Source organism: Rhodopirellula baltica SH 1 (genome assembly GCF_000196115.1).
Classification (GTDB): Bacteria; Planctomycetota; Planctomycetia; order Pirellulales; family Pirellulaceae; genus Rhodopirellula; species Rhodopirellula baltica.
Window position 1 is genome coordinate 5,463,523 of the sequence record NC_005027.1, and the last position, 23,906, is coordinate 5,487,428.

12 protein-coding genes are annotated in these 23,906 nt (G+C 54.6%); 4 read left to right on the forward strand and 8 right to left on the reverse strand.

What is annotated here, in order from left to right:
• Positions 1-209 precede the first annotated feature (209 nt).
• Positions 210-1,571 (forward strand): PQQ-binding-like beta-propeller repeat protein, encoded by a 1,362-nt coding sequence (locus RB_RS20865; RefSeq protein ID WP_164922307.1) that lies wholly within the window; start codon positions 210-212, stop codon positions 1,569-1,571.
• Between the two features lie 226 nt (positions 1,572-1,797).
• On the opposite strand, the gene RB_RS20875 is transcribed toward RB_RS20865, so the two are convergent.
• From RB_RS20875 to RB_RS20910, 5 genes are all read right to left on the reverse strand, one after another.
• Entirely contained in the window at positions 1,798-3,081 is a 1,284-nt protein-coding gene (locus RB_RS20875; protein WP_164922308.1) for a PQQ-dependent sugar dehydrogenase, read from the reverse strand.
• 109 nt (positions 3,082-3,190) lie between these two features.
• Positions 3,191-3,856: an FKBP-type peptidyl-prolyl cis-trans isomerase gene (locus RB_RS20880; RefSeq protein ID WP_007325151.1), complete on the reverse strand. Its 666-nt coding sequence runs from the start codon at positions 3,854-3,856 to the stop codon at positions 3,191-3,193.
• Between the two features lie 435 nt (positions 3,857-4,291).
• Positions 4,292-5,383 (reverse strand): serine/threonine protein kinase, encoded by a 1,092-nt coding sequence (locus tag RB_RS20885; protein ID WP_164922309.1) that lies wholly within the window; start codon positions 5,381-5,383, stop codon positions 4,292-4,294.
• A gap of 23 nt (positions 5,384-5,406) precedes the next feature.
• Entirely contained in the window at positions 5,407-5,721 is a 315-nt protein-coding gene (rplU, locus tag RB_RS20890) for a 50S ribosomal protein L21 (protein ID WP_007325148.1), read from the reverse strand.
• Positions 5,722-6,355: 634 nt separating this feature from the next.
• Positions 6,356-7,159: a 3-keto-disaccharide hydrolase gene (locus tag RB_RS20910; RefSeq protein ID WP_011122635.1), complete on the reverse strand. Its 804-nt coding sequence runs from the start codon at positions 7,157-7,159 to the stop codon at positions 6,356-6,358.
• A gap of 425 nt (positions 7,160-7,584) precedes the next feature.
• On the opposite strand from RB_RS20910, the gene RB_RS20915 reads away from it, so the two are divergent.
• The 3 genes from RB_RS20915 to RB_RS20925 all read left to right on the forward strand — a co-directional run bounded on the left by RB_RS20915 (position 7,585) and on the right by RB_RS20925 (position 11,676).
• Entirely contained in the window at positions 7,585-9,405 is a 1,821-nt protein-coding gene (locus tag RB_RS20915; RefSeq protein WP_011122637.1) for a SulP family inorganic anion transporter, read from the forward strand.
• A gap of 209 nt (positions 9,406-9,614) precedes the next feature.
• Positions 9,615-10,637 carry a hypothetical protein gene (locus RB_RS20920; protein ID WP_011122639.1) on the forward strand — a complete coding sequence of 341 codons (1,023 nt, stop codon included), beginning with the start codon at positions 9,615-9,617 and terminating at the stop codon, positions 10,635-10,637.
• A gap of 133 nt (positions 10,638-10,770) precedes the next feature.
• Positions 10,771-11,676, forward strand: coding sequence for an alpha/beta hydrolase (locus RB_RS20925; RefSeq protein ID WP_231845846.1), 906 nt, complete (start codon positions 10,771-10,773; stop codon positions 11,674-11,676).
• A gap of 37 nt (positions 11,677-11,713) precedes the next feature.
• On the opposite strand, the gene RB_RS20930 is transcribed toward RB_RS20925, so the two are convergent.
• From RB_RS20930 to RB_RS20940, 3 genes are all read right to left on the reverse strand, one after another.
• The gene (locus RB_RS20930) at positions 11,714-13,090 is read right to left on the reverse strand and encodes a hypothetical protein (RefSeq protein ID WP_231845847.1); all 1,377 of its coding nucleotides are present in this window, start codon (positions 13,088-13,090) and stop codon (positions 11,714-11,716) included.
• 381 nt (positions 13,091-13,471) lie between these two features.
• Positions 13,472-14,257: a PEP-CTERM sorting domain-containing protein gene (locus tag RB_RS20935; protein ID WP_164922311.1), complete on the reverse strand. Its 786-nt coding sequence runs from the start codon at positions 14,255-14,257 to the stop codon at positions 13,472-13,474.
• Positions 14,258-14,309: 52 nt separating this feature from the next.
• Positions 14,310-23,846, reverse strand: a complete 9,537-nt coding sequence (locus RB_RS20940; RefSeq protein ID WP_011122644.1) for a PKD domain-containing protein — start codon at positions 23,844-23,846, stop codon at positions 14,310-14,312.
• Positions 23,847-23,906: the final 60 nt, after the last annotated feature.

Consider the following 23,906-nt stretch of genomic DNA (forward strand, 5'->3'; position numbering starts at 1 on the left):
ATTTCGCTTACTTCCTAAGTGCTTCCCAACTCTGGATTTGCAAAACGATGTCCTGGATTGGCTAAAAAAATGGGGCCGGGATCGAATGGCGTCCAGATCACCATTCGGCTTGCTTGGATGGCGTGAGGTGGTTTGCTAAAGTGCCAAGGCGGAACTTCACCAAAAGTTCCGACCTTCCCCGCCTTCACACCACTACGGAACGAGCCATCATGCTTCGTCGACTTCGTATCCTGCCCTCATTCGAATCTGTTCGGCCAATCTTGGCAAAGCTGAATCGATTTGCCGCAACTTCTTTGATGCTCGGCACAATCACATTGGCAACGAGCACGCTGGGAACGAGTTTGCTGGCCGGCGATGCCGATTGGCCTCAATGGCGAGGTCCGGCCCGAGACGGGAAAGCGGCCGATCAAAGTCTGTTGCAAACATGGCCGGAAGGTGGTCCTGAACTGAAGTGGACATTTTCCACTGCCGGACGTGGGTACAGCAGCACGACCATCGTCGACGGCAAGCTGTTCTCGATGGGATCAGACGAACAGAATTGCTATGCGATTTGCATCGATGCCAAATCCGGACAATCGATCTGGCAAGTTCCGATTTCACGAGCCGGCACCGGTGACGACTACAACACCGGTTGGGGCGGCGGACCACGCAGCACCCCAACCGTTGATGGTGATCAGGTCTTTGTCATGTCTGATGTGGGTGTCGTCTCGGCATTGCGACGCGAAGACGGTGCCAAGCTATGGTCGGTGGACTTGGTCGCTGATTACGGTGGTGAGATTCCCAAGTGGGGATACAGCGAGTCAGCATTGATCGACGGTGATCGTGTGGTCGTCACCCCGGGACGCAGCAACTTCATGATTGCCTTGGATCGTCAAACCGGCAAATTGCTTTGGCAGTCCAAAGGTGTCGACTCAGTCGCACATTATGTTTCGGCCATGAAGGGTTCCATCGGCGATGTCGACTACTACGTCACCGCGGGCAGCATCGGCGTGGTAGCGTTTGATTGCCAATCAGGCGAGAAGCTGTTCGGAAATGAACTATCAGGAAACAAAGTTGCAACGATTCCAACGCCGCTGATTCTCGGCGACCACATCTACCACACCAGTGACTACGGTGCCGGCAATGTTCTGTTGAAATTGACATCCGCTGGCAACGGAATCAACGCCGAGCAGGTTTACCACTTGGATGGGAAATCCATGATGAACCACCACGGCGGCGTGGTGGCTGTGGATGGAACCATCTACGGACTGACCAAAGCCAGTGGTGGTGTTTGGATGGCTCAAGACATCAAGAGCGGCGATACGCTTTGGCAAGAGAAGTTGCGTCCGAACACGAGTGGTTCGATCTGCTTCGCCGATGGTTGTTTGTATTGCTACAACGACAAAGATGGCACCGTGGTTCTGCTGGAACCCAACAAGGATCGTTGGTCACCGCTCGGCAAGTTGACCATTCCTCGCGAAACCGATTTGCCTCGCGGAAGCGGTGCGATCTGGGCTCACCCCGTGGTGGCTGATCAGACTTTGTTCATTCGTGACCAAAACCTGATCTTCGCGTTTGATATCGCTCGCTGAGGAGCTATTCGGGAACAATTTCGGGATTTTAAAAAGTAGCGGAAGGGCGCGAGCCCTCCGGTTCCTCACCGGGCGGCTTGCGCCACACCGCTAACATCGTCACTTGTTGTTGACGCGTGGCTAAGTCTCATTCCATGTTCCTCCTCCGGACAAATCCAAAGCCGGGATTCGTTGTTCGGAGGAGGAAGCTTTCGCGGCGAGGCTCAGCGGCTCGATGGGAGATGATTCACTCAGCGACGAATTTGTAGATTCGTCCGCCGGCCATCATCGTGCTGACCAGGACTTCGCCCGAGTCCGTTTGTCCGAACGTGAAGACGGGCAAACCGCTTGCTGAGATGGGACGGTTCTCGGTGACGGTCGATGTCTCCGCATCGTATTTCAACGCCCAAACCTTTCCGCTGACATAGTCACCGTAGAGGTAATAACCATCGAGCATCGGTGTTTGAGTTCCGCGGTAGACAGCTCCGCCAGTGACCGATTTGCCCCAATCATCGGTGTGCGGGTATTCGATCAACGGATCGATCAAATCAGGACGAGCGTCAGAACCATTTCCGTTCAACGTGAACTTGTGATTGGCTTCCCGCAGGCTCCAACCGTAGTTCCCGCCACGACGGATCAGGTTGACTTCTTCCCACTCGTTTTGGCCCACGTCGGCTGCCCATAGGAAATCGGTCTTGGGATCGAATGCCATTCGCCAAATGTTGCGAATCCCGATCGCGTAGATCTCCGGCCGTGCATCGGACTTGCCGACGTAAGGGTTGTCGTCGGGAATTCCATAAGGCTTGTCGCCATCGCGTTTGTCGACATCAATCCGCATGATCGAACCAAGCAACTGACTCGGGTCTTGTGCCGATTGCAGCGGGTCGTTGGCTTTACCACCGTCACCCAAAGCGATGTACAAGTAACCATCGGGACCGAACGCGACGGTGCCGCCGTTGTGATTCCAAAACGGTTGCTCGATCCGCATCAACTCGCGTGCGGTCGAAGGATCACCCTTTTGATTGTTGCTACCTTTGACGGTGCTGAACTCAGTCAGCACAGAAACGTGCGGTTTGTCCGACGTGGTGTAGTAAGCGTAGAAAAGACCGTTCTCTTTGAACTTGGGATGGAATGCCAAACCCAAGAACCCTTCTTCGTTTTCATTGTCCTTGTAGGTGACCAGCTCGCTGAAGTCACCAAACACTTCAGGCTCGGAAATCTCGCTGTCGTTCTCGTCGAAGGCATACACTTCACCGGTTTGGCTGGCGACGAACACACGTCCGCTGCCATCGCCCGAACCGGTGATGATCACCGGACGACTGATGCGAAGGTTCGGATACGCTTCCACGGTTTTGACCGGCATCGGTGAAACGTCAAGCGATGCGGGAGGATCGGCCAAGTTGATGGTGGACGAAGATTGCTTCGGCGTGGACGCCACCGCATCGGGTGATTCCGCGATTGCGGCCGGCGTGGCCAAGCAAGCTGTTGCGGCTCCACTGAGCAGCAGCTGATGAATCCAAGACTTCTTCATAGCGAGAACCTTCGGGGAACAAATGAGATAAGTGGGGATAGCAAAAAAGACGCTCGCCAAATGACGAGCGTCCATGATCAATTGATTGTGTCGAGATTGCCGAAACGATCTACAAAATCTCAAGCAACTCGACTTCGAAAACCAACACTTCGTTGGGTCCGATCTTTGGTGGCGAACCGTTCTCGCCGTATGCCAATTCTGGTGGAATGTAGAGCATCCATTTCGAACCAACCTTCATCTTCTGAAGAGCCATCTGCCATCCTTGGATCACTCGACCGACAGGGAACTTGGCAGGTTGACCACGCTCGACCGAACTGTCGAAGACTTCGCCATTGGTCAGTTTGCCGGTGTAGTGAACCGCGACGGTGTCTTCAGCGGTCGGGGATGCTCCTTCGCCTTCCTTGACCACTTTATATTGCAGTCCACCCTCGAGTTCTTTGATGCCCTTCGCCTTGGCGTTTTGTTTCAGCCACAAGTCGCTCTTCTCTTTGTTCATCACGCCTTGCTTTTTAAGCTCGGCCATCCGCTCCGCCTGACGCTTCTGCATCATGGCTTGAATCTTGCCTTGGATTTCTTGCAGTTGTTCGTCGGACAACGCTGGGTCCTTTTCTGACAACGCGTCTTTCAGACCTTGGTTCATACCTTCGACGGTGAAGTCGGTTGGTTCGAAACCTTGTTGAACGAAAGAGTTGCCGACGGTGAATCCGAGGAAGTAGCCGAGTTGATCATCGACCTTGGCCGCAGAATCATCTTGGGCGTTGCCGGGGGAGGTCATGACGAACGTGGCCAAACAGAGGGTGGGAATTAGGCGGGAGAGACGGGGCATCGGTAATGTCCTAAGAGGGAGGCAAGCAGACGCGTTGTTGGCAGACAATCGCCGACAACCTTCGAGACTTCGTGCTGCCTGCATTCAAGATACCAGTCGAGGCAGAATACTTCACGCCCCGACGAATTGGGTGTGGTCGTTCACTCAGAATTGACGTTTTTTAACGCGATCAAAGCATGTTCGAGTGAATGATTTTGCAAAACGCAGGATCCACCCGGGAGTGAATCGTGCTTCGCTGGTGAAACCGAGCCCAATAACAGGCGGCTGAAACACCAGATGACTCCACGCTGCATGCATCACATCAACCAGCACAATGATGCGTTCTACCGCAGTGATTGAGGCCAGCGACTCGCACTCAAATCATGCCAAACGCCGGTTTCAAAACTACGAACCACCCGATAGCGAGACGGCCAACACAATCAAAACAATGATCGCGACCACAATCAGGCTGACTTTCCCCGCACTCACCGGTTCGCGTGACGTGCCGCCCAATCGATAGTGAATTTGTTCTTCCAGCAATCGTCGGCCTTTCTCGGTCACACTGTCCGCGCTGACGTCTTTGGGTGCATTCCCTGTTTCGGAATGGTTTGGTCCGACTGGTGAATCAGGCGGGGCCGAGAGATTGTATTTCTCGCCGATCTCGATCATCACACCTTGGACCGATCGAGCGTTGAAAGGTCGATCGTCCGGTGACTTTTCAAGGCAATCGGCAATGACCTGGCTCAGTTCCGGGGGCACGTCGGGCACAATCGACGCGATTGTGGGCGCTTTGGTCCGCAAGTGTTGTTCAAACAACTGAGCAAAGTTCTCACCCGCGAAAACCTTTCGATTGGCGAGCATTTCAAACAGCACGCAGCCGAGAGCGTACAGGTCGGCTTTGCCGCTGATGGCCTCATCACCGGTGATTTGTTCCGGGGCCATGTACGCGTGGGTGCCGACGGTCAAACCTTGGGAGGTCAGATCGGACGAGTGTTGGTCGCGAGCGATTCCAAAGTCACCCAGCTTCACGTGAGCGTCGCGGGTAAGGAACAAATTGCCCGGTTTCAAATCGCGATGAATCACACCATGGTTGTGGGCACACTGCAGTGCCGAGCAAACTTGCCGAGCCACATCGACGACCACGGGCCAAGCCAAAGCTCCGTTGGTTTCCAGCAGATCTTTGATCGTGCCGCCGTCAACACGTTCCATCACGTAGAACAATTGACCGTCTTCGGAGCCACCACCGAAATAGCCGATGATGTTTGGATGCTGCAAACGTTCCAAGATCACCATTTCGCGGCGAAATCGGGCCTGGATCAGGTCGTCTTGAGAAACGGCCGGGTGCAGCTTTTTGACCGCCAAATCCTGACCGCGGATGGCTTCCGCGGCGGGGTGGACTTCGACGTCATCAAGAATTTTCCCGTCGTAAACCGTGCCGACCGTGCCCACACCGAGAACTGCGCCTAGTTCAAAATCTGTCAGGCGGAGGTGGGGCATCAATTCAGCCGGTTAGGAAAGCGTCATACGCCCGCGATTTCTTCGATTCGGATGCGGGTGTTCTTTTGGCGGTGTCCCGTGCGTTTTTTGCTGTGCTTACGGCGACGGAACTTTTGAATGTAGATCTTCTTGTCTTGGGACATCCCCAACACCGAAGCGCTGACCGAAACACCGTCCAACGTTGGAGCACCTAATTTTAGCCCGTCTTCGGCACCGACGGCCAAAACGGTTTCAAATTTCAGGTTTTCTCCTGCAGCGATGTCACGGTAATCGACGTCGAGTTCCATTCCTGGCTCGACTCGGTATTGGCGTCCACCGTCGACAAAGATGGCATACATGGCGGGAAAAAGGTTCGGGGTGAAGTGGGAATTGACCGGAAGGTCGGATTTTCGAATCGCGGAGGATAACGACCGACCGTCGTTTTGACCAGGGCTGATTTTTCAAAGCGAGCGAATCCAGTAGATCGTCGCTCGTAAACAGATCGGTTGAGCCAAATATTGGCCGGTCTAACAATTGTTGGTGTTAAGGAACCGTTCGGAATTAAGTGTCGGTTACAGCGGAGCGGCGCGAGCCGCCCGGTGTGTCACCGGAGGGCTCGCGCCGAATGGCACTTACTTCACACCCCCTCAAGGAGGTTGTGAATTTTTACGTGCATCGCCAGTAACGCCTTGAGAACCCCGCCCGTGCAGCGGGAGGGGTCGGAAAGCGAGCGTTCAGCGAGATTTCCGGGGGAGGGCAATCCGCGCCGTTTTCCATGCTCGGCCCCCTCCCTCGCGTACGCCTGAACGGCGTCGCTCGACCTCCCCCCAAACTTCGTTTCGGGAGAGGTGCATCATACAGAACTCCGCTGAAACGCGACCTCGACAATCTGCACGACCTCCCCAGGGGCGAGGGTGAAGTTGTAAAGTAAGTGCCATTCGGCTCGCGCCCTTCCGCTACCTTTTTGATCCCGAATGGTTTCTAAATCGGTGCTCAGGGGAGCTCACGTAGCCATATTTCGCGGAATCGAATTGGGCTGCCTTCGGATTCCAAACACAAAAAGCCTTCGTCGGGCGAGCAACTGCGTCCTCCGGAGACTTCCACCCCATTGACCCACAATCGAATCTCTCTATTGATCCCGCGAACGTAGTACTGATTCCATTCGCCGTGCGGATTCGTTGTCTCAGCCGATGGAAAACTGCGATGTCCATCGGGCGAAAGTGGTGGGAATGGCTGCATCGATGACTTCCCGACGGCAAAGATGTCACCGTGACTGGTGAACCAAGTGGGTGGCTTGCCGGTTTTTTCGGTGTACATGCGGCCATAGTCGAGGTCCAGCATTTGGACTTCGATTCCCGTGTTGGGAAGTCGATTGGGCGGTAGGTCTTTCAGTGCTGACATGGGCACCCAAGCAAAAACGCCCGAGTTGCCGGCCGGTTTGAGATGCTTCCACTGGATGACCAGTTCAAAGTTTTTGACTTCGAAGTTCGTGCGCGTCACACCGATGGGCTGGCCGCTGCCGAGAGCCTCGGTGCCTTCCCAGGTCAGTGTTTGATCGTCGCCGTTGACTCGTACGAAATCATCTCCATCCAATTGCCGCCAACCCGGCGCATTGGTGTCAAAGATTTTTACCGAGACATTGCTTGTCTGCTCCGCCGGTTCATCCGCTTCCGCGATGGATTCGAATCCAACGTTGAGCAGACAACATCCGGCGAACACCAGTGACATCAACGCGGATGACGTGGAGTTTCGTTGAAGAAACGGGAAAGCGTTAAAAAAATCTGTAACGAGCCGCATGATCGAAATCTGTGGATTTGGTGGGACAAACGGGGCGGGTACCGGGGCGAACAGTCACCACGGATGAACTTAAAGTCAGTGTGAGGCGCGTTAGTTTGCGTCACGACTTCTGGTGAGTCGATGATTGAGGATTGTGGCATCGACCGAAGGCGGGCTGGGCCAAGTGAATTCGCGTTGACCCATGGTAGGACAGGATTATAGTCCGGCTTTCACGCAGGAATGAACGGAATGACCTGCGTCGCTTCTTGGGTTTCAACACCCGCCCGCGATACCTCGATGGTAAGTCGATCGGGTTTTTGCTGATGCCCCGAATCTTCATTCGGTCGTGCTTATGTCTCACGGTGGCCTACGTTTGAGGAAGCTCCCTTTCTAATGACCTAGCAGAGCCAGCGACTGAATCGTGAGTCGCGGCTTCGGAAACAAACATGCTGAACTTTTTTCGTCAACAAACCAGTTCGTTCAAGAACGACCTTCTCTCTGGCCTAACCGTTGCGTTGGCCCTCGTACCAGAAGCGATCGCCTTCGCCTTTGTTGCTGGCGTGTCACCTCTGATCGGTTTGTACTCGGCTTTCTTTCTTGGGTTGATTACTGCGGTTGTCGGTGGCCGTCCCGGGATGATCTCAGGTGCGACCGGAGCCATGGCTGTGGTCGTGGTTGCCTTGGTCGCCGATCATGGCGTCGAGTACTTGTTCCCGACCGTGATCTTGTGTGGCGTGTTGCAAATCATCATCGGTTTGCTGCGTTTAGGAAAACTGATCCGAATGGTGCCGCACCCGGTGATGCTGGGATTTGTCAACGGACTGGCAATCGTCATTGGTATGGCGCAGCTGGGCAGTTTTAAAACTCTGTCTGAATCGGGAACCTTGGTTTACCTGAACGGTTTGCCATTGTTTGCAATGTTGGCATTGGTCGGTTTGACGATGGCGATCATTTGGTTGCTGCCCAAAGTCACAACGGCGGTTCCCGCTTCGTTGGCAGCGATTCTGAGTATCACCTTGATCGCCGTGGCGGTGAATCAATCGCAACAAAACGAGTCGGGCGACAATTTGGTAGCGACCGTCGGTGACATGTTGCGAACCAACACAATCGCGGCTGAAACCAAAGCCGCCAACGAAGCCATTGCCGCCGAAGAAGCCGAAGCCGCCCTGCACGCCGGGCAATTCAATCCTGTTAGCTCGGGCGATGGATCCACCACATTGATCAGTGCCGTTGTCGCGCAAGACGGACCATCGATCAAAGATTCCTTCGCATCGGCGACTGACACGCCTGACATTGAAATGCCACCGGCCGATCCCGCTGCGGAAGACACGGCGGGTTCAGAATCGGGCATCAGCGGCGGATTGCCGATGCCGTTCTGGATGGAATTCGAAATGGTCCCATTTAATTTGGCCACGCTGAAAATCATCTTCCCCTTCGCAATCGTTCTGTGTGGCGTGGGATTGATCGAATCCTTGATGACGTTGTCGCTGATCGACGAGATCACTGAAACTCGTGGACAAGGAAACCGCGAATGCATCGGACAAGGCACTGCCAACTTGGTGTGTGGTTTGTTTGGCGGCATGGGTGGCTGTGCCATGATCGGTCAATCTCTGATCAACGTGAACTCGGGCGGTCGCGGTCGACTTTCGGGAATCACCGCCGCAATCTGCTTGCTGTTGTTCGTGTTGTTCTTGGCACCTTGGATTGAACAAATTCCAATGGCGGCTTTGGTCGGCGTCATGTTCATGGTGGTGATCGGAACGTTCGAATGGGCGTCGCTGAAGATGCTTCGTCGCATGCCTCGCAGTGACATGTTTGTGATGATCTTGGTGGCTGGATACACCGTGTTCATGCACGACTTGGCATCCGCTGTGATCTTGGGTGTGATCGTCTCGGCTTTGGTCTTCGCTTGGCAACACGCCACGCACATCGGTGCCGATGTCAAAATCAACGAATTTGGCAGCAAAATCTATCAACTGCACGGCCCGCTGTTCTTCGCATCGGTGTCGTCGTTCAAAGAGATGTTCAACGTTGCCGAAGATCCCGACGACGTGGTGATCGACTTTTACTACAGCCGCGTCTACGACCAATCGGGTCTGGAAGCCATCAATGGACTGGCCGAGAAATACCAAGCCGCCGGCAAGCGTTTGCACCTGACTCACCTCAGCCAAGAATGTCGCTCGCTGTTGAATCAGGCGGGTGATTTGGTTGAAGTCAACGTTTCCGAAGACCCGCACTATCACGTGGCGACCGACCGCTTGGCGTGAAACGGACGACGTGAAACCGTTGCCGTCAAAGGCAGCAAAATTCGCATGACCGGTCCAGTTCGATTCGTCCTGGACCCGGTTCCCTTCCGATAGAAATCCTGCGGAGCCGAGCCACCTGCTGGTTCGCTTCGGTTCATGGATAGGCTCGCTCGCGAAAATCACTTCGTGAGTCTCAGTCGACATCAGAATTCGGTGAAGGGATTGGCGGAATGAAGGTGCACGCAGCGATTCGTTGCCAACTCTTGGCTCTCGTGGCGACGACGTTGGGACTGCTCAGTTCCACCGGTTGCCACGTGCTGAGTCCTGCACACATTCCAGCTCGCCCGCAATACATCGCTCCCGAGTTGCTCAACGATTCAAGCAGCCAGGTTGAGTTTGGCGAGCCCCACAAGGTGCTCGATACTGCGGGATGGATCTGGGGCATCCCAGACAAAATCTTGTTGTGGGACCATCGGGTCGACAATCACCAGATCACTGCCCCGACCGTTGAGACGGTTGCCAGCTACTTGGATGAGAACAACCTGCCGCACGTGAAGGTGCGTGTGAACCAATACGCACCGCTGCAAGACTTTCACCGATTGCGGCAGAACAAAACGGTCGCGTGGCCATATCGTTACACCTTGGGGCTGTTGTCCGTCGGAGGCGAAACGATTCTGCCAGGTCGCTTCTTCGGTGGCGACCACTTCAACCCGTACACGCAAACGGTTCACCTCTACAGCGATGTTCCCGCGATCGCATTGCATGAACTGGCTCATGCTAAGGACTTCACGCGTCGTCGCTATCAAGGCACGTACGCGCTGGCGTACATGTTCTTTCCAACTTGGCACGAAACGATCGCATCGCGTGACGTGATGGCTCATCTCTACGATCGTCACGATCGAGCCGGGATCATCGAAGCTAATCGCATTCAGTATCCTGCCTACGGAACCTATGTGGCGGGCACGGCCAGCTGGTTCATCCCTGGGGGCGGGACGGCGTTGTACTACGGGTGTGTGATCGCAGGTCACGCCAACGGACGCATGCTCTCTCGCGATGTGGATCAGCATTTGGCCGATTACCATCAAATGTTCCGTAGCCAACCGGTTCCGCATCAATCCGTTCCGGCAATCTCTCAGCCAGACATGTCGGTCCCTGTTCCCGAGCCGCAACCGATGTGGGACGAGTCGCAATTGAACCCACCTCGGGTCAGCCAAGCGGCCAGCAACGAATCGCCCGCGTCAAACATGCACTGACGCAGCGGCGGAACATCCTCGCGAATTTTGTCTCGAGAGGCAGACAGGCCCACTCACACTTTTCGCGTCGTGACGAGTTATGATTTCGTTTGTCACAACGAATCATCCCACCTTGTTCGCGAATGCCCTGCCCATGAACACTTCCTGGAAGTTTGCTCTTACGCTTGCCGTTTTCACTGCCACCTGGATGCCACTTTCCCCACCCGCTCATTCTGCGGAACCTGAAACGCTTCAACTTTGGACCGACGAAGAACTCGGATCCACCCCAGCCGATGACACCGAAGTTTTGCACGATCGAGGCGAACGAAATGCCTGGGTCACGGACATCTTGCGTCCGACATTGACGGTCTACCACGCTGACCCGGACAAGCATTCAGGAACGTCGATTGTGATTTGCCCCGGCGGTGGTTATGGCGGGCTGGCAATCGACAAAGAAGGCCACGTGGTTGCCGAATGGTTTGCCGAACAAGGCGTGACGGCTGGCGTTTTGAAGTACCGATGTGGCGGTGGTGCTCACAAGCATCCGATTCCCATGGGCGATGCTCGCCAAGCGGTGAAGTTGATGCGAGATCATGCTGACGAGTGGAAACTGAAAACGGACCAAGTCGGCATCATGGGTTTCTCCGCTGGCGGTCACCTAGCGTCCACCATCGCAACGGACCCGCAAACCGGAGTCAACTTTGCCGCGTTGATTTACCCGGTGATCTCGCTGGACAAAGCGGTCACGCACGGCGGTTCGAAGAAGAACCTGTTGGGTGAATCGCCCAGTGACGAATTGGTGCACCAAATGTCACGAGACGAACAAGTCACCTCATCAACATGCCCCACGTTCTTGGTTCACGCTGGCGATGACAAGGCTGTTCCAGTCGAAAACAGCTTGCGTTACTACTCGGCGTGCATCAAACACGGCGTCCCAGCCGAAATGCATCTCTTTCCCACCGGCGGCCACGGCTTCGGCATGTTCCGCGGCGACCGCCCCGTCGACCAATGGACCAACCAACTCAAAGCTTGGCTGCAATTGAACGAGCTGTTGGACTGATCGCAACACATCGATGATAAAGTGTCGCCAGTCCAGGCTATGACCCAATTGCGGGGACCAATTCGGCAACCACGATCGGTGACACCGGCGGTTGCTGTATTCGGGTCGGGACATCAGGAATGAACGGAAGCACCACATTCACTGCGGCAATCACCAGGTACCTGGGCTTGTCGCCTGCCATCACACTGGTTGGATGCCTGCCTTGGAAGTTTAAATCGAAGACCCCGTCGTCACGGGTCTCTGTCGGGTGGTGGCGTATTGCGAGCAGACTTTGTTGTTCATCGATTTTAACGTATCCAAACAAAAAAGAAGTCTCATTGTTTCGGTCATGTTGCAACCGCACCGAGTTCTCAGCGGCGAGCAGAATGGCGGGTGCGTTTGATCGTTCAATCAACTTCACACCTGCTGGATGGACCACATAGAGCTCGTAGGCAACAGAAAAGCCGCCAGCATTGGGTTGCCTCAGGTTGACCAAAAAACTGCCTTCATCATTCATGAGATAAACGTAGTCACGCAGGTAGTGGCTCTGCGGCATTTGGGACAGCAATTCAGCCTGTGCTGCTGGACTTGCCTGACCTTCGGGGTTGGACAGTGCACACTTGAAAAAAGCCACCTTCAAAAGCGTGGTCTTTGGATCAAGGTCAGAGAGGACGATGATCGATTTCTTGTCAATCGCCGCACGAATCTGCAGGATCTCTCCAGGAACCTGAATGGACTCCGGCTTTCTCTTCAGATTGATATGTCGTCGGCGATCCAGAGGCGACATATCTATCAGAGTCGCCGCGTCGATGATTCGGACGGCCGAACCCGACTTGGATTGGTTTGAAAGAAAGACCACCTTGTGATCACCGATCCAAGTCAGCCCAAACAATTGTGGCAAGCCACTAGTACTGGTCACTGTGCTTTTGGTGTTTGATTCCCAAAGGATCTCAGTGGTTTCGCAGTGAGCGACGAAGAAAACGGAACTGTTGTCTTTGAGCCCGCGAACTGAAATGCCAATGAACTTTCCGTCGGGGGAGAACTCGGCGTAGCATCCTCGCAACCTCAAGCCGTTGGCGAGCGGAATGACATTCAACGCGCTGGAACCATCAAACTGACCAAAGACCAAATGGACTTCTTCGTCTTGACCACTCACAACCGCACACCACTGCTGCTCATCGTTTGACAGGGCGATGTGCCGGATCGGTGCAACGCCTCGGCAGACTTCTGTCCTCGTTCCGGTTTCCAGGTCCATCCGCTCGATGCTCCCGTCGTAATAGCCGAGCAAGCAAGTCGCGGAATGTTCGCAACCGGTGATGGCGGTCAGCGGACTCGGTTTCACATCGAAAGACTGGATCTTCTCAATGATTTTCTCCGGCTCATCGGCAATAACCGGAAAACAAACCAACACGGCTTGCACCATCAAGAATCCCATCGTCTTCGCTCGATTCATTGTGTACCCACCTGGTTTGAAACACCGGACCCCAAGACTCCGTCCAATCCGAAAAAGAAGAACGGTAAGGATAAGGCATGCCACGGGTGCGAAGCAAATTTCTCAGATTTGAATACCCCGAGTCATTCGGGTCCTTAAAGCCTTGGAAAGGATCTGCGGAAAGCGCTCCTCCCAACGGAAGTCGTCGCGAGTTCATTTCACCACTCACGAGTGCATTCGATATTGGCCAATTTGTATGTTGCAACGCGTTTTGGCGAACACATTTCCCAAAACATAAACGGTGATCATACTTCTTAACCAGTGTCGGTACTGGATGATTACTCAGCGGTTGCTTGATTTTGTTGGGTTGGCTTCACTGCCGAATTAACTGATCGCTGGATTCTTTCGCCGGCGACATCTTCTCAGCAGACTCGCAGCCGAAACGAGAGTAATTACAGCTAGACTGGAAGGTTCAGGCACTGCCGATACGGACGCTTGTCCACTGAGAAAGGAAGAAAGAAATAGAGTTGTATCCTGGTCGCTCACCAAGTCGATCGCGAAGCTGGCTGAGTTACTGATTGATGTGATACCCCCATCAGGGTCACTCAACTCGTGTTCGAGAAAGACCACGTTTTCGGCGTCGCTATAGGTGATGTCCAAATCACCAAAAATGATTGATATGGTTTCAGGATCGGACCAGCGACTAGACTCAAGATACAGTTGGTAGTTCACCGAAAAGTTGATCGTGACATCCGCTCCGGTTCTATTGTCGAGCAATATGCCGACAGTTGAGAATGCGAACGGTTCACTCGTCCCAGGACCGTTCAATTCAATTTCAATCGAATTGTCGATCTGAATGGTGTCGGCGACGCCGAGTGAGTTGGGGTTGCTCCCTCCATTTGCTGATGCAAATGCTGAAGTCACGACGCTACCAAAACCAAAGTCATCAGATTGATCATACGGTTCGCTCATTATGTCTAGCCCGGTTGTTGATACCGGATTGCCGCCGCTGTCGACCACACCGTCAATCCTAATGGAGGCATGAATCATCCCCGAGGAGGTGACCAGAGCAGCATGCGATTGTTGCGATGCGACAAGAACCGTCAGGATGACGAACGTTCTCGGAGCCATTGGTATCAATCGAGTCACAGCAAATTGTTGGTTGATCATCTTGAAGCAGGTCAATGGGAGGGAAGCTTTGAGCGTCGTTGGAGGAATGTCGTTACAGGATGGTTTCTGCCTGGGATCCGGCACGCCTGACACCTATCGCGCGATCTCCCAAACCGTTGAAGTACAGGTCTCGTCCTGATAAGCCAAACAACATGTCTCGTTCACCATCGTCGGTGTCGTCGATCAACCCATCGATCGCTTCGATCCGCGTGTTGTAGGGATCATCGCCGTTCCAGACGGACATGACTTGGTCTTGCAAGGAATGTCCGGAAGGGTTTTCGTCAATCGCATGAAAGTCACCACCGATCAAAAGGTCTTCATCACGACCGCCGAGTAGATGATCGCGACCGCCACCCCCAATCAATACGTTGCGCGCCTGCCCGCCGAGCAAGAAGTCATTTCCTTCTCCTCCAAGCAGGAGGCTGGAACCGCCACCTGCTGTGAGGACATCGTTTCCGGATCCACCATCGATCGTTGCGGGCACGGTGACCCACGCGGACGCACGGAAGATATCGTTGCCATCCCGCATTTTCGCCTCAATTGATTGCACATCCGCAAGCGGGAACCAGGTGGAACCGAGTTGCAAGCGGTGGGTAGATGGCAGAAAGTTGGCGTAGACGTAGACGCGGGATCCAAGGCGAGAAACATTGACCAAATCGTTTTGGTCTGTACCGATGATGTGCAGCACTCCGTTAACCAACCTCACACCAGTCGTAGGTTCGGCGGATTGGATCTCCGCTGTCAGTGACGTAGTTGTATGAAGGTCTCCGTCGTCGATTGTGATCTCAACTGGATACGATCCTGGAGTCGCGTAAATGTGAGTCGCTTCGAAAGTTTTGCTGTTGGAATCGATTGAGATTTCCAATGGTCGAGGACCACTTCCATCACCCCAATCGACGGTACCGAAATGGATCAACGACGTTCCTGCATCCAGGAAGGTTCCGCTGATCCGCACGACTTCGCCCGCAACAGATTGGTCATCGCGACCCGCTAGCTCAATCGACTCGATAGTCGGTGCGAGGTTGCGGACGAGAATTTGGACGATGGCCGTTTGACTTTTTCCAGCACTGTTTTCGGCGTAATAGCTGAATTCGTCGATTCCGCGGAAGTCTTCCAGCGGCGTGTAGGTGAAGGTTCCATCCGGCCTGAGTGTGAAGCTCTCTGCATACTCTGGTGCTGTTGCTAGAACCGCTTGCAATGGATCGCTTGTCGCCCCAATGTCATTGCTTAAAACGCTGTCGGCAATTTCGACTGACAGCGTGGTCGCTTGATCGACTTCAAAACTGTCTGCCAACGCAACTGCCGGCAACTGCGTCGTAACGCCACTGTTACTGGTTTGCGAACTGTCATCGGAAACACTGACGTTGATTGCGTAGATGCCGTCTTTCGGGGGCGACGAATTCAATGCATACGAATGGCCGATGCGGAACTCTCGCTGTCCCGCCGTGAATATCAGGGTATCGGTTTGATTGTCTCCCCAGCTAACGTTGATTGTGTGGGTATCCACTGTGCTGGCATCGCTGAACGTTCCAGTAAGTGTGACATCACCATTTGCATCTATGATTGGTTCAACGTTGATGCTGCTGATGACCGGTGCATTGTTGTTTACTGTTAATTCGCTGGTGCTCGCCGCGACGGCTTGGTCGGCGTTCAAGACTGCCGTATTGAATAGATATGCTGATCCCGGTGGGAACTCAGCCGAGGAGTTGATGGTCACTTCATAAGTTACAGTTCCGAAAGCCCCTGGTGCGATATCACCAAGTTCCCAGCGAATCACATTGCCGTCGGCTGTCCCGCCGTCGCTGATATTGGTAGGCATCCCCATCAGCGATTCATCGAAGTCGTCCATCAGAACTCCACCAGTGATAGTGGTGGTGCCCGTGTTCTCGTATCGCAGGGTGAATGAGAGCGTATCGCCGGGTTCGGGTGTCTCACTGACGGCCACTGCCCGCATGGATGGAGCGGCAAAGGCGGTCGCAAAACCTCTTGAAGCGGACATCAACGACACCAGTTCAGAATCGGGCACGATGGTCGTATCGTATTCGACGTTCAACGAAGTGGTGTCCAGGTCGCCGACCAGTACCAATCGAGTTGTATGCGTATGAGCTTTGAACTCGAATTCAGGCTTAGCGATCACTTGGATGATGTGATAGCCTTCCGCCGTCGGCGTCCATCCCATCGATAGCAAAGCAGGGCCAGCTAGACCGCCTTCAGGAAAACTGATCGAGCCACTTCCAATCTCGAACGTGCGTACCTGTCCGGCGACGGGGAAAAGGTCGTTGAATGTCACAGGAACTTTCAAAAGAAGTTGATCGAGCTCGAAGTTGAAGCTGCCGAGGATGGTTGCCTCTTCACCGATCTGAGGATTCTCTGGTAAAACGGGATCAGTGACCTCAACCGAAGAAGAGAAGACATAGCCCGGTCCTGCCGGTCCGCGTGGTCGTTGCGGTGGAGGATCGGGGGATTCGCCGTCGACGGTGAGTGTCGACTCAAACACCCTGCTAAATGTCCCGTCACTAATTTCAAACCGTAGCGTGTAGTCACCATCTTCCTTCGGGCTCCGCATGGTGTGCAGGAAATTGCCGTTGGGTGCCGTCCGGGCTCCTGATGCTGCCAACACGTTGCCTGACGAGTCGAACAACCGAGCGGTCACGCTTGCGTTCTGGATGGGGAAGTCATTGGTTCCCGGAATGGTACTGAAGTCGTAGTAAGCTTGGCCGCCGACTGCTACGTATTGGTCTCGGTAGAACGTGCGGTCAGGGATGTCCGCGACTAACTCGGCGGAGCCGAAATCGGGGCTGCCGACTTGCAAGACTTGGATTGCCTCATTGTTTGACTCGTCCAATTCTTCGATCGTTGAGTCAGGATCCAACACGACGCGAACTAGTAGGTACGCTTCCTTGGTTGGCAACGCAGGCTGACCGTTGTTGCCGTCCCAAGTCACGCGAATCTGTGCTTCTGATTTCGCATCTTCTTCGGGATCCGCATCAATCGAAGGAAGCAACCCACGACCGATTTCTAAGAATGACTCCGTCAAGGCGTCGTATACCTGGATGCTGACAGGAACTTCACTCGCGGCAAGTGTTCCCGCGTTGGTCACGTCCACGACAAAATCGAATGATTCACCGACGCCCGGATTGATTGGATCAAACAGGACATCCGAGGAGATCAATGTCAGGTCTGCCAGTGGCGGTAAGTCCACTTCAACGATCAAATTCTTGCTGGTAACCCCGCCTTCCCCGTCGTCAATCGTGACGATGGCGGTGTAGACGCCCGCGGCACCATAGGCATGGCTGAGTTCGAACTCGTTTCCATTGAGCACTAGAAGCTGATCACCGGAACCGTCCGCGTAATTGATTGTGCCTGTCCAGATATCAGGCCCTGGGTCAACAAAAGAACCATCGATTGTCCAGGTTTCACCTCTGCCGACTGCGATCGAGGGATCAAGTGAGATTGTCGGAGCCACGTTGCGAACGTTGACAGTTGCGTAGGCGGTGTCCGAATCACCTGATAAGTCAATCGCACGCATGCCCACTGTCACGCTCGTTGGACCATTTAGATGGTTTGCGTCAAAGTCTGGATTGCTGCCAAGTTCATCGCCACGCTCAGCTCCGACTCCTGTCTCTCCGAATACTCCGTCGCCATCCAGGTCCCAATGAAAGACGAGTGTCTCATCTGACGCGTCAGGGTCGCGGGAATTCAATGCGTTCAATTGCACTGCCCCACCCTCATTTACTTCGTATGGACCACCGGCATCGGCGACGGGTGGGACATTGGGTGGTGTGGTCACGGTCAACACGACGTCATTGCCGGTCGCCGCATCTGATCCCAAATAGGTAATCTGTGCACTCAGTGAGGAGCCGAGGAAATTGTCAATGAACGAACTTTCCGGCAAACCTTTGAAGGTTCCCAACACTGCTTCCATTCCGTCGTTTTCAATCAAGACGAAGGACTCCGCGAGTCCAACTGAATACTCCCCATCGATGACCAGATTGACTCCGGTCAGATCCAGACTACCGAGGAGGCTGAGCTGGGAATATTCAGTATTTGGTGTGGTGCCATCAATTGTGAATCGAATGTCGCGATTGGGGGCAAAAGACAACTCGCTGGCAATCACTTCATTGGATGTCAAACCAACGTGCACCGCGTGAGGAGCCGCACCTGGATTCAACCAAAGCTTGCCCCCAGCGGTGTCGATCGTGCCTGCCAGGAAGATGTCACCTGATGTGATGAATTGCAGATCGGTGTTTGTTGCCAGTGTCACATCGCCACTCAAGGTGATGTCGCCGTTGATTTCCTCGTTGCCAATGACCAACGATGGGCTCGTGATTCGATTGAGCAATCCAATGGGAAGGCTTAGTTCACCCGTGTTTTCCGTACCTACCCCGATGTCCCTGTCGGCCGATAACGGAGCCAGCACCACCGAGTCGGCGGATTGAATCGTTGATGTCAGATCAACATTTAGATCGTCGACCTTCAACGTGACTCGTCCCGTCCCTTGAGTTTGGACGCTGACGCCGGCGTTGATGGTGATCTGCTCCGCGAGAACATCCAGGTCGTCATTGTTCTTCAGTACGAACGTCTCGTCGAAGGCGACCTGATCAGTTCCCCCACCTCCGTCGATGGCAACATTCGCGGCCAAGGAGCTGCCGATGCCTGCGAGAGTGACGGTGTCACTGTCAATGATGTCGCCCAACACGGTCAGTCTTCCGCTCACGTTGCGAACCAGAAGTCCACCCAGCGATTCGCTGAAGGAGATGAGCGTGTCGGTGGTATCAGCGGCAGTGAAAGTGGTCGTGATTTCGTTGGCAACGAGATTGGTTTGATCGATGTCGACAAGCAGATTGGCGATGCTTGAATTGGTCAGGTTGAACAGGTTTCCGGTCGCCAGTTCGAATGTCACATCATTGAGCTGAAGCGTTCCTTGGGCTGGGTCATAGGACACCGTCTGGAAGCTGCCTCCGGTGAATCCCAAGCCATCATTTCCTCCCGAACCACCGTCAAAGGCAATTTGCAGGGCGGCTTCCAGGTTTCCGCCGGTGTAATCCACCAGCAGCGTGTCATCGCCACTGCCGCCGAGGATGGAATCAAAGCCCGTGTAAGTCACGGAGTTGACTCGGATGTCACCATCGGCGGTGACTTGCCAATTGGTATTTGCTTCGCTTCCCAGCAGTTGATTGTCCGCAGGCGCCAGGGCGACGACATTTTCAAGTGAGTAGGAGTCGAGCACACCGGGGACACTGCGGCTGTTGACACTGACTTCCAGGGGCTCACTGCGTGCGGCGAGTTCCAAGCGGTCAGTGCCACCGTTGCCGATGAAAAAGCCATCGTGGGAACCGTCACTTTCGATGGTAAAGACATCCTCCTGGGGGCCGCCATCGAGACGTCCAACATTGGCGAAGCTGTACTGGCCGTCGTTGATTGTTCCAGTGTTCTCACCGGTAATTGTCCACTGATTGACCGAGTCAGGTCCTTCGACTCGTTGGTACGTGGATCCCGAGCCGATGACAGCTTCGAAGTTGGTGGTTGCCCCCGCGCGTCCACTGCTGGTCCCAATACCATTGGCTTGGTTCGCACTCCAACTGACCAGGACGCTGGTGTTGGCTTGATACTGCGAGTAGTCGAGCGTGTCCCAGCCCTCGCCGGTATCCAGCGTTCCGTAGATGTAGTTCGAACTGCTAATGTCACCAAACTGAAACGTATCGTCTGCCGATCCACCGACCAGCGATTCGACATCATAGAAACTGGTCGTGGTGTTGAGTGTGCCGTCGTTGCGATCATCGATCGTCCAGACACTGTGCACGTTCGGACCGATCAGCGTGTCGCTGCCACCCTCGCCGCGAACTGCCCCAGTCGATTGGCCAAGCACCGTGAAGGTGTCATCTCCATCTCGTCCATACAGTTGACCGCTCCAGTTCCCACCGACATCCACGGTGAAGGAGTCCGCCGTGTCGCTGCCATACAGACGTTCGACGGCCGTGAAGTCAAAACGTTGGCCATCGACGAGGACGTAACCGGTGTCATCTCCGGTGATGTGCCAATCGGTTGCTAGCTCTGGAGCGTAGAGTGACTCGGTACCACTCCCACCCACGAACTCATCGAAACCCGCACTGTAATGCACGTTGTTGGCAATGACGGTCCCATCGGATTGCAGGTCTAATGTTGCGGTGCTGGTGCCACCGACCAAGCGGTTGTCTTGTTCTCCTTCGATGAGCAATTCTCCTGCATAGAAGCTGCCGAGTACTCCTGCAACATTGCGGTTGGAAACGTTGACATCGAGCGGCACGCCGCGATCTTCCAATTCGATGCGATCGTCGTTGATGGAGCCGCTGACAGAGCCGGTGATGGATGCATCACTTTCGACGCGAAAGACATCTGCTTGTGGTCCACCCTCGAGGCGAGCGATGTTGGCGAAGCTGTATTGGCCGTTGTTGATGTTGCCCGTGTTCTCACCGGTAATTGTCCACTGATTGACCGAGTCAGGTCCTTCGATTCGTTGGTACGTGGATCCCGAGCCGATGACAGCTTCGAAGTTGGTGGTTGCCCCCGCGCGTCCACTGCTGGTCCCAACACCATTGGCTTGGTTCGCACTCCAACTGACCAGGACGCTGGTGTTGGCTTGATACTGCGAGTAGTCGAGCGTGTCCCAGCCCTCGCCGGTATCCAGCGTTCCGTAGATGTAGTTCGAACTGCTAATGTCACCAAACTGAAACGTATCGTCTGCCGATCCACCGACCAGCGATTCAACATCGTAAAAGCTGGTTGTTGTATTGAGCGTGCCATCGTTGCGATCGTCGATGGTCCAGACGCTGTTCACGTTCGGACCGATCAGCGTGTCGCTGCCACCCTCGCCACGAACCGCCCCAGTCGATTGGCCAAGCACCGTGAAGGTGTCATCTCCATCTCGTCCATACAGTTGACCACTCCAGTTCCCACCGACATCCACGGTGAAGGAGTCCGCCGTGTCGCTGCCGTACAGACGTTCGACAGCCGTGAAGTCGAAGCGTTGGCCATCGACGAGGACATAACCGGTGTCGTCTCCGGTGATGTGCCAGTCGGTTGACAAATCGGGAGCGTGGAGTGACGCGGTACCACTTCCTCCCACGAACTGATCGAAACCTGCACTGTAGTGCACATTGTTCCCAGTGACGGTCCCGTCGGTGTTTAAATTCAGTGTTACGGTGCTGGTGCCACCGACCAAGCGATTGTCATGTTCTCCTTCGATGAGCAATTCTCCTGCATAGAAGCTGCCGAGTACTCCTGCAACATTGCGATTGGAGACGTTGACATCGAGCGGCACGCCGCGGTCGGCCAGTTCGATGCGATCATCGTTGATGGAGCCGCTGACAGAACCAGTGATGGATGCATCACTTTCGACGCGAAAGACATCTGCTTGTGGTCCACCCTCGAGGCGAGCGATGTTGGTGAAGCTGTATTGGCCGCTGTTGATGTTGCCGGTGTTCTCTCCGGTGATCGTCCACTGGTTGACCGAGTCTGGTCCTTCCAGTCTCTGGTAGCCGTTGGCCCCCGAACCCACGACGGCCTCAAAGTTGGTGGCAGCGCCCACAATTCCTGTGTATGAGCTAGTTCCGACGCCGGTGGCTCGGTTCTGTGCCCAACTGACATACACGCTGTGGCTTACGTAGAACTCCGAATAGTCCAGCGTGTCCCAACCCTCGCCGGTATCCAGCGTGCCTTGGATGTAGTCCGAACTACCTCCGGTGAACTGGAACGTATCGTCTGCCGATCCACCGACTAGCGATTCGACATCATAGAAACTGGTTGTTGTATTGAGTGTGCCGTCGTTGCGATCATCGATGGTCCAGACACTATTCACGTTCGGACCGATCAGCGTGTCGCTGCCGCCTTCGCCACGAACTGCCCCAGTCGATTGGCCAAGCATCGTGAAGTTGTCATCTCCATCTCGTCCATACAGTTGACCGCTCCAGTTCCCACCGACATCCACGGTGAAGGAGTCCGCCGTGTCGCTGCCATACAGACGTTCGACGGCCGTGAAGTCGAAGCGTTGGCCATCGAAAAGGACGTGACCGGTGTCGTCTTCAGTGATGTACCAGTCGGTTGACAAATCGGGAGCGTGGAGTGACGCGGTACCACTTCCTCCCACGAACTGATCGAAACCTGCACTGTAGTGCACGTTGTTGGCAATGACGGTCCCATCGGATTGCAGGTTCAACGTTACAGTGCTGGTGCCACCGATCAAGCGGTTGTCTTGTTCTCCTTCGATGAGCAATTCTCCTGCATAGAAGCTGCCGAGTACTCCTGCAACATTGCGGTTGGAAACGTTGACATCGAGCGGCACGCCGCGATCTTCCAATTCGATGCGATCGTCGTTGATGGAGCCGCTGACAGAGCCGGTGATGGATGCGTCACTTTCGACGCGAAAGACATCTGCTTGTGGTCCACCCTCGAGGCGAGCGATGTTGGTGAAGCTGTACTGGCCGTTGTTGATGTTGCCGGTGTTCTCTCCGGTGATCGTCCACTGGTTGACGGAGTCAGGACCTTCCAGTCTCTGGTAGCCGTTGGCCCCCGAACCCACGACGGCCTCAAAGTTGGTGGCAGCACCCGCAATTCCTGTGTATGAGCTAGTTCCGACACCGGTGGCTCGGTTCTGTGCCCAACTGACATACACGCTGTGGCTCGCGAAGAACTGTGAGTAGTCCAGCGTGTCCCAACCCTCGCCGGTGTCCAGCGTTCCGTTGATGTAGTCCGAACTACCTCCGGTGAACTGGAACGTATCGTCTGCCGATCCACCGACGAGCGATTCGACATCGTAGAAGCTGGTTGTTGTATTGAGCGTGCCGTCGTTGCGATCATCGATCGTCCACAGGTTGTTGGTGTCGGGACCGATCAAGGTGTCATTCCCGTTGCCAGCTAAAATCTGTCTTGTTTCGACGCTATGCCCGATCACAGCGAAGCCGTTGACTTCCGTTGTTTGCCCATCGACTATGAACGTGTCGTCGCCACTGCTGCCGATGATTGACAAAGTGTCGGTACCGCTGGTCGCCAAAATTCGTAGCTTGGTTGTTGGAGTGTCCAATTCGCCATTGAAAACAGTTGAGCCGCCACGCCTGACCAACCATTCGTTGGTCCCGCTGCCGACGTACTGCGCCGTGAAGATTTCATTGGCGGAGGTACCGATGACATCGTGGTATTCGCCATCCGTGTCCAGGACATCGATTTGAAACGCTTTTTCGGTGACCTCTCCCAAACTGTCGGTGGCACGCACACGAACGGAATAAACCGACTGCACCTCGTCGTCCAACGTGGCGGCGGTGACCAGTTGTTCCGAGTCGACGCGGAAATTGGCGTTGTCCTCTCCGCCTTCACCAGCGACCAGCTCAAAAGTGTACGGAGCGGTACCGTCGGGATTGACTGCTGCTAATTCACCAACTGGAGAATCCAATGGCAATTTCTCGTAGACAAAGCCACTCGAAAGGAAAATATCCCCAGCCAACAAATGGCGTTTTTCCAATTGTTCAGCGAGCAATTTGCGGCGACGTGGAGCAGATCGGCTTGGTTTGCGGGGGCCAAGGAATGGATTGAATCGGCGACTGCTTGAGTATGTCATCGAGAAAGCCGAGTGGATTGGGGAGACAAAACGAAGGCCAAAGCTTCATGCGAAAAGCCA